The sequence below is a fragment of the Alteromonas halophila genome, from assembly GCF_014651815.1.
In the GTDB taxonomy this organism is placed as follows: Bacteria; Pseudomonadota; Gammaproteobacteria; order Enterobacterales; family Alteromonadaceae; genus Alteromonas; species Alteromonas halophila.
Map to the genome: position 1 here is coordinate 23,429 of NZ_BMXP01000014.1, position 15,968 is coordinate 39,396.

Below are 15,968 nucleotides of genomic sequence, written 5' to 3' on the forward strand. Positions count from 1 at the left end.
GCGATGAAATTTTTAACAAAGAACTGCATGCGGGGCGCACTGATTCTCTGTGCGCCGCTTGCATTCCAGGCAAGTTTATATGCACAGCAGATCGTTGAGGTCGACGAAAACTGCGTCATCAACGTACTGAACCGCACCATCAGCGTCAATGCGGATGGTGGCTGGTCGTTGCCCAATATCCCGTCGACGCAGGGAAATATTCGTGCACGCGTAACCTGTACATTAGACAATGGTGATACGGTCTCCGGTCAGACAGACTATTTCCGGGTGCAGCAAAATGGCATAACCCGGGTCGGCGACTTCGTCTTTGAAGAGACCATCATCACGCCAGAGTCGATAAGCTTTGCCGGGCAGGATTCCATTGAAATGTCGGATCTTGGCGAAGAGTTCCAGTTAAGTGTCACCGCCACCTACCCCGATGGTAGTACTGAAGATGTGTCGACCGTGTTCGACGGTATTAATTATACTGCCACCAATCCCAACGTTATCTCAATTTCCGGTAATGGTCTGGTGACCGCACGGGGAAATGGTGTCTCTCTGATTGTTGCCCGCAAAGATGGTGTACTGGCCTCACGGCTGGTCATAGTTAATACCGGCGGTGACCTGGATGGTGACGGCATTCCCGATGATATAGAAACTGCCAACGGACTCAATCCGAACGATCCTATCGACGCCCTGGAAGATCAGGACAAAGACGGCCTGTCTGCGCTTGAAGAGTATCAGCTGGGTACCGACATCAATGTTGCCGATACCGATGGTGATGGTATTGACGATGGTGAAGAGGTCATCGAAGGCGAAGACGGCTTTGTGTCCAACCCACTCTTATTTGATACTGATGGTGATGGTCTTTCGGATGGCCTGGAGATCATCGTTGGTTCTGATCCTGGCGATGGCAATGACACTAACCTTGGCGCTGCGCTGGTCAGTCTTGAGTCTACACCCGCCAGTGTCACTATGACCTTTAACGGCATAGACAGCGAGGTCAGTGCGCAACTGGCCATAATCGGTAATCTGATCGACGGTAATAGTCTTGATCTGACAGATGCCGAAGATACCAGTTATCAGTCAAGCGATTTAACGATTGTCAGCTTTGGCGCAACGCCCGGAGAGATATTTGGCGGTCAGCCTGGTAATGCCGTGGTAACGGTGTCCAATAACGGTAAGTCAGTGGATGTAAATGTCACCGTCGAGACCTTTGAAGCCGCTGCGCTGTCGGCGATTGATATTCCTGGCTACGCGAACAATGTCGATATCAGTGGCGATTATGCCTTCATTGCTGCGGGTGCAGCAGGCCTGCAGGTTGTTGATGTTGCAGACAGAGAAAATCCGCAAGTGGTGGCAGAGCTCGATACTGACGGCACCGCCATTGATATTAAAGTGCGTGGCAACCTTGCCTACATTGCCGATGGCGATGGCGGACTGAAAATTATGAATGTGTCTGATCCGCTCAATCCGGTATTGATCAGCAGTCTGCAGACTGCAGGTCTGGCGCAGGATCTATCAGTGCAGCTGAATACCCTGTATATGGCCAATGGACAGGCCGGTATCGAAATTATTGATATCAGCATTCCTGAAGCACCGGTCTCACGCGCTATTCTGAGCGGACTGGGTAATGTTAAAGGGCTGTCGGTCGAGCTTAATATGCTGGCGGTAGTGGGTGGTTCCGCACTGAGTATGGTGGATGTGAGCGATCCATTCAGTCCGATGCAGCTGGGCAGCATTAATATCGGCAGTGTTAAAGATGTCGAGCTGAGTAATGGCTATGCCCATGTGGCCGCCTATGACACCGGCTATCGGGTTGTTAATGTAACCAACCCAATGTCACCGCGTATCACGGGTGGAGACCGCGTAATTGCGCCTCGTGACGTTGCCCTGACCCGTGACTTCGCGTTCTATGCTGAGCAACTGTTCCCGAACGTGGTGGCCTTCGTTAATATCTTCGATCCGGAAGATCCGGTCTTCGCGGGCACCATTAACCTTTCGCCGTTTGGTGACTACGCGGGAACCGGTATCGCCCTGGATGCCAGCTATGCCTATATTACCGAAGAAAGCTTTGTGGTGCGCAGCGACTACGGTGTGACAGGCACAACCCGGCTGTTCATTGCACAATATCGCGATATTAACGATAACAATGGCGTACCACCAAGTGTCGAGATCACCTCGCCACCAAACGGCGCGGTTGTCGTGGAAGGCCGTCAGCTGATTGTGACTGCACAGGCACAGGACGATGTGGCGGTGGCCAATGTACGCTTTACTGTGAATGGCGCAGATGTGTTTACGGATACTGCAGCGCCGTATGCCTTCTCAATGACAGTACCAGCACCGGGTGAAGACCTGGTACTTGAGGCAACCGCGGTTGACTTAGGCAGTAATAGTACCCTGAGTGCGCCGGTCACCCTGGAAATACAGCCGGATGCGGATGGTGATGGCCTGGGCGATGACGAAGAGCTGGATACCTGGAATACCGATCCTAATAACCCTGACTCTGATGGCGACGGGCTGCTCGATGGTGAGGAAGTGTCTATTGGTTCCTCACCGACTGAGGAAGACACCGATAGCGACGGTATTGATGACGGTACTGAGGTTGCCAATGGCACCGATCCAACCAACCCTGATACTACCCCGCCAACCGTAACGCTCACTGCGCCGGCCGACGGTGAAACGGATGTGCCGGAGAATACTGCTATCAGTGTTATCTTCAGCGAACCTTTAAAAGCGCAGTCAGTGAGTGCAGGGGCATTCCGGTTAATGGCGCAAAGCGATGGCGAATTTGAAATTTCCGGTTCGTTGCAGCTTCTTTCAGGCAATACCGAAATGCTGTTCACACCCACCAACCTGATGCCGGATTACACGGTGCACGAAATTCAGGTGAGCGGCGTTCGTGACGTTGCCGGTAACCCTCTGGCTGACTTTGTGGCGACGTTTGAAACCGGCAATCTGGTTGATACCGTCAGGCCATCAGTGATTGATTCTAACCCGGCGTATAACGCCAGTGACGTACCGGTTAATTCCGCACTGGGCGTGCAGATGAGCGAACCGATTGATCCGGCGACCGTAGATAGCGGATCGTTCTGGCTGTACGACACGCTGCTCAATCAACAGGTCGGGGCCGTTGTAAGTGTGTCGGATGATAAGACGCAATTAACGCTGGTGCCTAATGCCGCGTTGCTCAACGGGCGTCGTTATTACCTGCGCCTGACCAGTGACATTGAAGATTTGTTCGGAAATACGCTGCCCAGTACCATTATTTACTTCACAACCGGCTTTGCAACTGATGCGCAGGGCCCTACCGTGGCCTACACGACAGTGAATGAAGGCGACAGTGAAGTCCCTACCAATGTGCGTATTAATGTGACCTTCGATGAAGCGATTAATCCGTTGTCGCTTTCTGAGATCCGTCTGCTGGATGCTGCAAGTGATCCGGTTCATGTTGCCCGTAGCCTGAGTAGTGATCGTCGGGTGGTAACACTCACGCCCAGCGTACCGCTGACGTCACTGAGTTTTTATGAGCTGCGCGTGAACCTGGTGCAGGATCTCGGTGGTAACCTTATGGAAGTGCCTGTTTCTATCAGCTTCTCGACTGGTGATGAAGCGGATACCACAACAGGCGTAGTGACCGCCTGGGGCATTGCCAACGGCGATACCAACGTACCGGTTAACACCCGTATTATTGCCAGAGTTAGCGAGCGAATCGATCCGACCTCTGTGCTGCTGGGCAATTCCTTGCGGCTATATGATACAGCCGCCGGTATAAATGTGCCCGGCAGTTTTGCACTAAGTGATGAAGGCACGACGCTGGAATTTATTCCTGATGAGCCGCTGGAGTCACTGCGCCTTTACTACTGGTATTTCGGTTACAGTCCTTACCTGCAGGATTTGGCAGGTAACCGTATTGCTCAAAACCAGTTCCGACAGTTCACTACGAGTGAGCAGACAGATAATACCGAACCGGCAATTGAATCAAGCAACATACTCGATGGCGATATTGCTATACCGCTGAATGGCCGGATTACTGTGAACTTCAGCGAAACGCTGAGTGCGGCGTGCCTGGCCGGTGTGACGCTTAATAACGGTGATATTGAGGTAGGCGTAAGTTTACAGAACAATGGCCGAACACTGGTTATAGAACCGGATGAAGACCTGGCCGCGAACAGCGACTATACATTGTCACTTACCGGGCTGTGTGATTACGCGGGTAATACCGTCACATCTTCACAATTATCCTTTACAACCGGCAGTGAAAGAGATACCGCCGGACCTGTATTGCAAAGCGTGTCGCCTGCAAACAGTGCGGTAGATGTGGCGCTTGATACTGATATTGTGTTGACGTTCAACGAGGACATTGCTGCTGACAGCTTTGTGAATCTGTTTAACCATCAGAACAGTATTTCTGTCCCTGGCAGCAGCGTTGTAGATGGTAATCAACTGACGTTTACCCCGGATGAGCCGTTGCGTGGAGGAACGTATCACCGGATTGAAATACGCTACAACGTAAACGACTACGTGGGTACACGTCGCTGGAACGGCGACAGCTACTTCACTACCGAAGCGCTGGAGGATCTGACGCCACCGGAAGTTGCCTTTATCTCGCCAGCGGCGGATACGGTAGACGTGCATCCTAACAGCACCGTAGTGGTGACCTTTAGCGAACCTATGAACCCCAACAGCCTGAACAGCAACAATATTGCATTGTTTGTTGACGGCAACATTACGCGACCCAGTGTATTCCGCTCATCTGACGGTAAAGAAGTAACCCTGTCTGCGTCAAAACCCTGGTCCAGCATTATCAGTGTAGTCATGACCGATAATGTTCAGGATCTGTCCGGTAATGCGCTGGCACCGTTTGTCAGTAGCTTTACCACGGGCGTTATTGATACGGATGGCGGGCGTCCGTCTGTTAGTCGCCAGTTGCCAACCAATGGCTCCAGCGAATGGTTCGATCTGGACGAGGTGGTGCTGTATATGAACGAGCCAATGGATCCAGCCAGTATCCAAAACGCCATGCATGTGACCGAGGACGGTGTACTGATTGATGATCAGGGCAGCATTGAAGTGCTGGGTGATGGCAGAACACTGCGGTTTGTGAAGGATACACCGTTTACAGAAGGCGCGTATGTGCAGGTCTTCCTGGACTCGACTGCAACTGACGATTCAGGTAACGCAGCCAACAACTATAACGGCTACTTCAGAATGGGTGTGAACGATGAGTTAATTGGCACGCGTCACTATCCGACGGCTTACCATCCAGGTAACAATCAGACCAATGTTCCTGTTAACCCAACAATTTATGTTTCATATACAGAAGAGCTGGATGAAGCGACACTGACTGCCGATACAGTGAAGCTGCAAAATGCTGATAATGGCTTTACCGATGTATCGGTCAGCATAAGCTTTGATGCGCAAACCCGGTTACTGTCAGTGATGCCGGATACCGTACTGTTGCCAGATACCCGCTACTACCTGTGGCTCTCCAGAGACATACTGGATACCGATGGTGACAGCCAATGGTCTAATTACGCTACTTACTTCTACACCTCTGCGGACGATACTGTGGATAACCGTCAACCAGTGGCGGTATCGCAAAGCCCAATTTCAGGACAGGCTGGGGTAGGTGTGAATGCCATGTACGCGGTACGCTTCGATGAAGTGATGAACCCGCTGACATTTGAATATGGCAGTGGCAACACCCGCCGATATGGTCCGCAGTTCAGTGAAGATAACCGGGTGGTCAGATACGAACGGCTGGGCACTTTACCTGAATTGTCAGAGGTAACCGAAGATGTACCGGCGATGCAGGATTTGGCGATGAACACGGTGGTAGCAGCATCTACCACATTTGAAACCGCTAACGGGCCGGATATTATTAACCCAGCGCTGGTCGACATTTCAGTGGCTAACGGGGCGACATCGGTGGCGACCAATCCGGTGATTGAGTCGGTGTACAACGAGCCGCTGGATCCAGTCAGCATTACTTCTTCTGTGCGTTTGTACGACACAGTGAGCAGAGTGAATGTACCCACTACTGTGACTCTCTCAGCCGATGGTACGCGTTTGGTCATGGTACCAACACAACCGCTGGCCGTGGGCAGAACACACTATGTCTACAAGTACGGACTGCGTGACTTAAGTGGTAACGGGTCACTAAATGTGTTCTCCCATTTTACTACCGGCTTTGAAAGCGACGTCAGTGCGCCACAGCTTGTTGATAGCAGTATCTTTGATGGTCAGAGCGAATTGCCGACTAACGCGCGCTTCCGGTTCCGTTTCGACGAGCCGCTCAACGCGCTGCAGCTTGCCGGTGTAACGCTTGAAGACAGCGTAGGCAATGTGCTGGCGACCAAAGTTGGCCTCAGTAGCGATCGTGGTACCGTGGTGATTACGCCTAAAGCGTTGCTAAGTGCGAACAGTGATTACCGGATTGTAATCAGTGAGGTCGAAGATCTGTACGGTAATCAACAGGCCAGCGACCTGGTCTTTAATTTCAGCACGGCGCACCAGGTTGACCTTCTCGCAGGGGGACTGACTTACTGGAGTATTGCCAACGGCGCAACGGATGTACCGACCAATGCCCGTATTATTGCTGGTGTCAGTGAGCGTATCGACCCGACCACTGTCATAATCAACAGTTCTCTGCGTCTGTACGACACCTTGTCTAATGTGAACGTCCCAGGTAGTTTTGAACTGCGTGATGATGGTCAGACGCTGGAGTTCATTCCTGATGAGCCACTGGCCACATCACGCCTGTATTACTGGTACTTTGGTTACAGTCCATATCTGCAGGATATGGCTGGCAACCGCATTGCACAAAACAGCTTCAGACAGTTTACGACGGGTGAGAACGCCGATAGCGCGGCACCACAAACCCTTTCCAGTAACATTCTTGACGGCATGGTGGACATCCCTGCGAATGCGGTACTGAGAATTGATCTGGATGAGCGCACCAGTGCTGCCTGTCTCTCCGACATCAGGCTGTCTGATGGTGTCAGTGATGTGGCAATCAGCGTATCGCTGGATAACGATGGTCGTCAGCTGGTGGTAACGCCTGCCGACAACATGAATGCGGCGACTACCTACACCCTGACTATTGACGGGTTGTGTGACTATGCTGGTAACACGATTGCGACGCAAACTCTGTCATTTACCATCAATGCAGGCGGAACCCGTGACACCAGTGGTCCGGTACTGCAGTCAATTGTACCGGCCAGTAATAGTGTGGACATTGCAAGGGATACGCAACTGGTACTGACCTTTAATGAACCGATTGCGGCCAATAGCTTTGTTCAACTCTATATTAATACCAACAGTGTGCTGGTGGCGGGCAGCAGTGAGGTGGATGGTAATCAACTCACTTTCACACCTGACGAGCCGCTGCTAGGTGGCACGTATCACCGTGTTGCAATTCGCTACAATGTGAGAGATTTTGTCGGTACACAGCGTTGGAATGGAGACAGCTATTTCACAACGGTCAGTGATTTTGACGTAACCCCACCGACTGTGCAGTTTATTTCACCGGTTGCAGACAGTGTGGACGTGAACCCCAATGGCGTGGTCGTTGCGACCTTCAGCGAGCCCATGGATCCTAATACTATCAACAATAGCAATATTTCATTCTTTGCTGATGGTGCAATCCTGCGGCCAAGCGTTTCGCGCTCTGGAGATGGGCGTCAGGTGACGCTTTCACTTGGAAAACCTGCCGGTGAAGTAGTAACAGTGGTGATGTCGGATGATGTCAAAGATATCTCAGGAAACCGTCTTGCGCCGTATGCCAGTAGCTTCACAACCGGCTTTGTGGACGGTGACGGTGGCCGACCCAGTGTCAGCCGACAACTGCCTTCAAATGGCTCTGGCCCATGGTTCGATCTCGACGAGGTGGTGTTGTACATGAATGAGCCAATGGATGCAGACTCCATCAGTGATGGCTTCCATATCAGTGAAAACGGCGTCCTGATTGATGACGAGGGTACCCTGGAAGTATTGGGTGACGCCCGTACTATCCGCTTCACTAAAGACACGCCGTTCACCGATGGTGCTTATGTGCAGGTGTTCTTAGATAGCCAGGCGCAGGATGATTCCGGGAATCCGGTTATCTATTATGCGGGCTACTTTACCATTGGTGTTCCGTCTGATCTTGCAGGAACGCGGCATTATCCTACCGCCTATCACCCTGGCAACAATCAGACAGATGTACCGGTTAATCCGGAAATCTACGTGCAGTATACTGAGGCGCTGGATGAATCGACCCTTACCGCGGCCAATGTAAAACTGCAGGATGCCGACAATGGGTTTACGGATGTTGCGGTGACAGTGAGTTTTGATGCAGACCAGTTACTGCTGAAAGTTGTCCCGGATGCAGCGCTTGAGCCGGATACCCGGTATTACCTGTGGCTGTCAAACGCCATTTTGGATACTGACGGAGATAACCAGTGGTCGAACTATGCCACCTACTTCTTTACATCCGTCAGCGATACACTTGATGATCGGCAGCCCACGGTTCTGGCTATGGGACCGATTGATGGCCAGCAGAATGTCGGCGTCAATACACTTTACTCAGCGCGCTTTGACGAGCCTATGAATCCGCTGACGTTCGAGACTGGCAGCGGCGTGACCCGCAGATTCAATGCGCAATTCTCCGAAGAGAACAAAGTGGTGCGGTACGAGCGCCTGGGCACCTTGCCTGAACAGTCTGACGTTACCGAAACAGTGCCGGTAATGGTGGATCTGGCGGGCAACCTGCGGGTATCTCAGCAGTCTGTATTTACCACCGGCAGTGGCCCTGACATTGTCAGCCCGGGCAGGCTGGATATCTCTGTCGCCAATGGAGCGGTAAACGTTGCACGTAACCCGGTCATTGAGTCGGCGTTCAATGAGCCACTTGATCCGACCAGTGTGACGTCATCCGTCAGACTATATGACACCGTAGATCGGGTTAACATGCCGGTCACGCTTACACTTTCCAGCGACGGTACCCGCCTGGTCATGGTGCCGGAGTCAGCGCTACCGATGAACCGGCTGATGTATGTGTACACCTATGGCTTACGTGACTTGAGCGGCAACAATGCGATCAACCTGTTCACCTCGTTCACTACCGGTGCAGAGGAAGACACCACTGAGCCTGCACTTGTCGACAGCTCAGTCACAGACGGTCAGTCTGATCTGCCGCTCAACGCACGGTTCCGCTTCCGGTTCAATGAACCGCTAAGTTCGCTGCAACTGGATGGCGTAAGCGTAGAGGACAGTGTAGGCAACAGCGTCCCAGTTTCAGTGAGCCTGAATAGCACCCGCGATACCGTGCATATTGTGCCTAAGGTGCTGCTCGATAGCCTGACTGACTACACCATCACGTTATCGGGTATTCAGGATCTCAGCGCCAATGAAAGGGCCGCAGATCTGGTGTTTACTGTGACCACCGTTGATGATGTCGACCTGTTAACCGGAGGCCTGACGTATTGGAACATCGGCAATAATGTTAGCGATGTGCCTGTCAACGCCAGAATGATTGTGGGCCTTTCCGAGCGTATTGACCCGACCACGGTAATAATCGACAGTTCGCTGCGGTTGTATGATACCGATGACGGGGTGAATGTTGCCGGTAGTTACGCGTTGTCTGACGACGGCACGCAACTTGAATTTATCCCCGACAATAATCTGGCCGCCAACCACCGACACTATTGGTATGTGGGGTACAGTCCCTATCTTCAGGACATGGCGGGTAACCGGGTTGCACAGAATCAGTTCAGGCAGTTTGTGACGGGAAGTGATGAGGACAATGCCGCGCCCTTGTTTATTAAAGGCAACATTCCGGATAGCCAGACCGATGTCCCCGTCAATGCACGCGTTCAGGCGCAGGTTAGTGATGTGCTTGGCAGCGCCTGTACAGAAGGTGTGACTCTGGTATCGGGCGGCAGTGAGGTGCCGGTAAGCCGAAGCTTATCGTCTGATCGTAAAACGATCACACTGACGCCAGTGTCGGTGCTCGACACGTCGAGCAGCTACACCATGCGCTTTACCGCTGTGTGTGACTATGCGGGCAATACGCTTGACGATGATGTACTGAGTTTTACAACGTCATCTGATTCAGATCCTGATACGTCTGGGCCTGTGCTACAGACCGTGACTCCTGAGAATAATGCGACCGGTGTCGCGCTTGATACTCAGATAGTGCTGACCTTTAATGAAGACATTGCTGAGAACAGCTTTATCGTGCTGTGGCAGGGTAGTACGCAGATCCCTGGCGCTAACGCGGTCAGTGGCAATCAACTGGTGTTTACCCCCAGCGATGACCTTGATGCAGCGACCAGCTACAGGATTGAAATACGCTATAATGTGAATGACTTTGTTGGTACGCAGCGCTGGAACAGCGACACGACCTTTACAACCCAGTGAGGTGAAACATGAAAGGCTTAATGGTACTGCTTGTTGCTGTGTTGGTTGTTGCAGCACTATGGTTGAGTAGGGATGACACAACGCCGGATTCTATTCTGCGCGATGTGAGTGATATGCCTGAAACACAGCCAGTACAGACGCCGGCTAAAGCGGCCTTTAATGTTGACGAGCAAAAAAACAGTGTTGATGCTGAAAACAGGCAGGCACAGCTGACTGCCACCAAAACACAGCTTGATGCCCTGATGCTGGCATATAATGACAACCTCAGTAATCCTGAAAAACGGAGCGAGATAAAGCGCGAAATGGATAAGTTACTGCGTGAGTACGATAAGCTGGTGTTACCGGTTGCACTGGAAAAAATGAAGCAAGAGGATACATCTCACGGTGGGTAAAATTAGCCTGATTAGGCTGGGACTTGCATGGCTGACGTTGTCAACATTGTGTGTGTATGCGCAGGAGCCGACGCAAAAGCTTATTCCGGACCCAGACACTTATGGAGACTTTCTGGTTTCTGAGTACGATGCTGCTAAGCCCAGCCTGGTGGCGTTTAAGGATCCACGCTGCCCGTATTGCGTTAATGCGCTGAAGCGCTTATACCAGCTGAGTAACTACAACGTTTATTTGTTCTGGTCGCCGATTTTAGGAGATCGCAGCCAGCGCGATGTGAATGTCTTTTTTTACTGTGATTCACCGGCGAGCCCTCAGGTCATTGAGGCGGTTACGGAGCGTCGCTCCCCAGACTGTGACGGACAATTTAACAGTGACCTGGCGAAGCGCAATGACGCCTTTGTTGCTCAGTATAATCCTACTTCTGTGCCGCAGTACTGGTTTGGCGGTCAACGTGTCGGTATCGGGCAACTTAAACTGTCGATGAGCACGGCGCAGCAGGTTGCGCTTCTTGCTGAATCCAGTACTGTGCAGATCCCCTGGCACCGTTATCCGTCCGCAGTCATCAGGACGCCTTTTCAGGATCGCTACAATATTGGCATTGTACTTAACCATTCATTGGGAGATGACCTGCAGCGGGTTTTACTAAACGAGACACAGTTTAACTGGTACGTGTTCGATAAGCAGCAGCCACTAAGTTCTCAGGAGGCAGAGTTTCGCGTGCTAACCGGTACACTTGACCACCAGGCTCCCATTGTACTGCTTGAGGGCAAACCGTTATCCGGCAAAGAACGCAAACGTGTGTTACCAGCGGCCGTTCTGAAGCTTCTTTCAGACACAACAGTAACGCAGCATCACGCTGCGACTACCGGGTAACATAACCAACACACGGCGCGTATCCCCACAATGACAATGGCTTGCCGGGACAGGGCGTTGGCGTGTGATTAATTAATGTTCGAAAGTGATTGACTCATGCGAGGATAGTCTCTACTATCGCTCGCAGCTTGAAAGAGAGCCTTATAGTTTACATCCTCCACTACGTTAGATCTTAGCTGTCCCTCGTCCTGAAGAATTTAAATTTACGTTCATTTCCCGCTATTCATGCCTCATGAAGGCAAACTTATACTTTTTATCACTCCATTTAACGAGTGACACTAGCCAACATACCTTGCCTTCGTTATTGCTGTTCTGCATTGATACACGCTTATTTTACTTAAAAATTGCAACGTTTTAGGCTACTTTTATCGAGAACGGAAATTAATGTTACCAGCTTCAAAATCCGCGTATAACGCGACAGATACCAACAAACACAGTCATCCTATTCCAAATCGCAGCTATATTTTAAGCTTGCTCAAAATGCATGATAAAGCGCTCACCCGGCGCCAGCTGGCCGAGCAAATGGCGCTTGACAGCGCTGAAGAGCAGGAGGGGTTACGTCGTCGATTGCGCGCTATGGAACGTGATGGGCAACTCAGCTTCGATCCGCGTGAAGGTTACAGCGTGCTACGTGAGGAAGATAAAATTGAAGGCCGCGTGATTGGTCACCGTGACGGCTTTGGCTTTCTGGCGCGTGATGACGGCGGCGACGATTTGTTGCTTACTCAGCGCGATATGCTGACGTTGTTTGATGGTGATCGCGTTCAGGTCCGTATTTCCGGCCTGGACAACCGGGGTCGCCAGAAAGCAGCGCTGCTTAGTGTAACGCAGCGAAATTCCGAGCATCTTGTTGGGCGTGTGTACGTGGATGGCGACAGCTTTTTTGTCAGGCCAGAGAATACGCGTATCAGTCAGGAGATTGATATCGAAGATGATCACCTGATGGGAGCAACAGAGGGCCAGTATGTCGTTGTAGCCTTATCAGGTTATCCGTGTGAACACTATCGGGCCCTGGGTAAGGTTACCGAGGTGCTTGGTGATGAACGTGCGCCGGGGATGGAAATTGATGTGGCTATTCGGACGCACGGCATTCCCAATACCTGGACAGACGAAGCCCTGACTGCTGCAAATGCGCTGGGCGATTATGTGACCGAAGCTGATAAATCACACCGAGCTGATTTACGACAGCTGCCATTTGTCACCATTGATGGTGAAGATGCCAAAGATTTTGATGATGCCGTATATTGTGAGCGAAATGGCGATGGCTGGCGTCTTTGGGTTGCGATTGCGGACGTGTCGCATTATGTCACGCCTGACAGTGTGCTGGATAAAGAAGCTCAGAAGCGGGGTACATCCGTGTACTTTCCCGGACAGGTTGTGCCCATGTTACCGGAGGTCTTGTCCAATGGGTTATGCTCTCTCAATCCGCACGTTGATCGATTGGTACTAGCCTGCGAAATGCAGATAAACCGGGCCGGCAATATGACCAGCTACCAGTTTTCAGAAGCAGTCATTCATTCACATGCCCGGCTAACCTATACTCAGACTAATCAAATGCTGAACACCAAAGGGGCTGCTGATAAACGGACTGGCCTGTGGGAGCGACGCCCACAGATCGAAGCATTGTACGAGCTATACTGTGCATTGAGCGATGCCAGAGCCAAGCGAGGCTCGGTGGATTTTGACACGCAGGAAGTGGCCTTTACGTTCAACGAAAGCCGGAAGATTGACCAGATAACGCCGGTAGAGCGCAACGACGCACACCGGCTCATTGAAGAGTGTATGTTATGTGCGAATGTGGCGACCGCTCAGTTCCTGGAAAAAATGAAACTACCTGCGCTGTATCGCAACCATCACGGCCCGCAACAGAAGAAACTAAAGAATCTGCGTGCATTTCTTGCAAGCCGGCAATTACAGCTCGCTGGTGGTTCACGCCCCACGCCAGAACACTTTGACAGACTATTAAGCAGTCTGAGCAATCGAACTGATGCGGGTGTAATCAGATCAATGATGCTGCGCTCACTCAGTCAGGCGGAGTATAGTCCTGACAATATCGGCCATTTTGGTCTGGCTTATACTGCCTATGCGCATTTTACGTCGCCAATCAGACGTTACCCTGATCTGTTAGTTCACAGAGCTATTCGTTCTGTCATTCGGGGTCAGGAAAGTGGCAGTCTGCTGCGACGGGCATTGAATGCCGTTTCTGGTCGCGGTGGTGACCCGGTTCACCGTATAGACGGTGCCCCAGCGCTGACACCACAACAAAGCTATCCGTATGGTCTTGAGGATATGAAGGCGTTGGGACAGCAGTGCTCAGCACTCTCCAGGCGAGCAGATAAAGCCAGCTGGGATGTTGAAGCGTGGCTAAAATGCGATTACATGCGTGAATTTGTCGGCGATACGTTCACCGGGACTATCATCACGGTGACGCAGTTTGGTGCATTTGTTGAGCTTGATCACTTAGGCGTGGAAGGGCTAATCCATATCAGTGCGATGAATAACGACTTTTATCATTTTGATGAGCATGCCCAGTGCCTGCGGGGTGAACGCACAAATGAGACGTTTACCGTTGGGGATACTGTCGAGGTTCAGGTCGATCAGGTCGATATGGCGCAAAGAAAAATCGCCTTTTCTTTGAGCGAACCAGACCATGGCGCGATGCGCCCGAATAAGACGCGCACCAGCAAACGTAGCAGGCAATAGTCGCTACTATGCAGCAAGCCTCTGCATACGCACACGCAATAACCTGTGCAGGTACGGGCACTGGAAGTCAGTTTGGATAACGATGCATTTATTCTGGCATCGTTTTGCGAAGGTCATGCGTATCAAGACATCTGGGATCCTGAACGCGCTTTTTTCAAAACCGCGTTACCGGCGTTGCTGGGCAATAATAAACAGTCAACCGTACTTAACAGCGCGAAAAGGGCCATGACAGCCATAGCAATCTGAAAATGGAGCTGTGCAGGATCACCTGTCGAGCCTATCAGAATACCGCTCAGCGTGACGGCCAGTGCGCCGATGGTGATCCCCAGCCCCCGATTCATTTGTGCCAGCATAGCGCCCAGTGTATTGGCGTCACGCATGTTGTTTTGCGGCACATCAGCGAAGGCCAGAGTGTTCAGTGCGGTAAGGTGAATGGAGCGGTTCATACCGCATACAAATAATAAGACGGCAATAACGACATAGGGCGTTTGCGGCGTCAACAGGCCTAATACCAGATAGCCCAGTGCTATCAATATTGCATTAGCGATCAAAAGACGTTTAAAGCCGGTTGCATTCATCAGCCAGGTCGTAGCGGGCTTCACTGCCAGATTACCGGCAAACAGCCAGAGTAAAAGTGTACCTGCTTCTATGGGGGAATATCCCAGGCCTAACTGCAGCATCAGAGGGATCAGAAAAGGTGCGCTGGCCAGCGCTATGCGAACGACAGAGCCGCCAAATAAAGTGATGCGAAAGGTTCGGTATGCAAGTGCGTCAAAGCTCAGCAATGGGGATGGTGCGCGGTGCAGGTGAAAAATCGCTGCGGCCAGCAAGCTCAGACCAGTGAGACAACACAGCGCTGCTATTACACTGGAACTTGTATGGCTGGCCAGCAGTTCAAGCCCGGTCATAAACAGCGCAAAGCCACCACCACTTAATACAAACCCCAGTGTATCGAAGCGGCCTACAGAGCCTGGCCGATTTGTCAGTAACCGGCTGGTAAAAAGTAATGCAATCAGGCCCAGTGGCACATTGATATAAAATATCCAGGGCCAGCCCCAGTGCGTCGCTATCCAGCCGCCTAGCACAGGGCCTAACAAGGGAGCGCTGAGTGCTGGCCAGGTAATTATAGCAACCAGATGCACCAGTTGTGCTTTAGGTGCGTCACGCAATACTACCAGCCGGCCTACAGGAACCATCATCGCGCCACCAATCCCCTGCAGGATCCTGGCCAGCGTAAATTCAGCGAGGCTATCACTGATACCGCACAGTACCGATGCCATCACAAACGTACAGATGGCCAGCATGAAAATACGTTTTGCACCATACTTGTCCGCAATGTAACCACTGAGTGGGATAAACAGGGTCACAGCCACCAGGTAGGCGGACACGCCGACGGAAAGGTGCGTAGCCGGTACGCCGAAATCTTTGGCGATTACGGGGATTGCCGTGGTGATAACGGTGGCATCCAGAATTTCCATGAACAGCGCCGCCGCAACCAGCAGTGCTGTGGCTGTTTGTCGTGATAATGTCATTGTCTGATTAGGGCCTGCAACGTCATTTCGGGATGATAATGCGTTTATTGAGACTAAATTTGTACATCAGAAATCAACAGGTCCCCG

The 15,968-nt window shown here is 51.7% G+C and carries 5 protein-coding genes; 4 read left to right on the forward strand and 1 reads right to left on the reverse strand.

The genetic code is table 11. The annotated features are described in order from the left end of the window. The first annotated feature begins 3 nt into the window (after window positions 1–3). From IE054_RS16990 to rnr, 4 genes are all read left to right on the forward strand, one after another. Window positions 4–10,383 carry an Ig-like domain-containing protein gene (locus IE054_RS16990; protein ID WP_189408409.1) on the forward strand — a complete coding sequence of 3,460 codons (10,380 nt, stop codon included), beginning with the start codon at window positions 4–6 and terminating at the stop codon, window positions 10,381–10,383. A gap of 8 nt (window positions 10,384–10,391) precedes the next feature. Beyond that, the gene (locus IE054_RS16995; RefSeq protein WP_189408411.1) at window positions 10,392–10,775 is read left to right on the forward strand and encodes a hypothetical protein; all 384 of its coding nucleotides are present in this window, start codon (window positions 10,392–10,394) and stop codon (window positions 10,773–10,775) included. Beyond that, complete coding sequence (locus IE054_RS17000; protein WP_189408412.1) at window positions 10,768–11,646, forward strand: thioredoxin domain-containing protein; 879 nt, start codon at window positions 10,768–10,770, stop codon at window positions 11,644–11,646. Before IE054_RS16995 ends, IE054_RS17000 begins: the two co-directional genes overlap by 8 nt. A gap of 384 nt (window positions 11,647–12,030) precedes the next feature. Further along, window positions 12,031–14,349 (forward strand): ribonuclease R, encoded by a 2,319-nt coding sequence (gene rnr / locus IE054_RS17005; protein WP_189408413.1) that lies wholly within the window; start codon window positions 12,031–12,033, stop codon window positions 14,347–14,349. A 122-nt stretch (window positions 14,350–14,471) separates the two neighbouring features. Here the strand turns inward: rnr and IE054_RS17010 are convergent, their stop codons facing one another. Continuing rightward, window positions 14,472–15,881, reverse strand: a complete 1,410-nt coding sequence (locus tag IE054_RS17010; protein ID WP_229805229.1) for an MFS transporter — start codon at window positions 15,879–15,881, stop codon at window positions 14,472–14,474. Between the last annotated feature and the right edge of the window lie 87 nt (window positions 15,882–15,968).

Bases quoted from the DNA above. Each gene is read 5' to 3' on its own strand.
- IE054_RS16990 (WP_189408409.1), top strand. From the start codon at position 4: ATGAAATTTTTAACAAAGAACTGCATGCGGGGCGCACTGATTCTCTGT.
- IE054_RS16995 (WP_189408411.1), top strand. From the start codon at position 10,392: ATGAAAGGCTTAATGGTACTGCTTGTTGCTGTGTTGGTTGTTGCAGCA.
- rnr (WP_189408413.1), top strand. From the start codon at position 12,031: ATGTTACCAGCTTCAAAATCCGCGTATAACGCGACAGATACCAACAAA.
- IE054_RS17010 (WP_229805229.1), bottom strand. From the start codon at position 15,881: ATGACATTATCACGACAAACAGCCACAGCACTGCTGGTTGCGGCGGCG.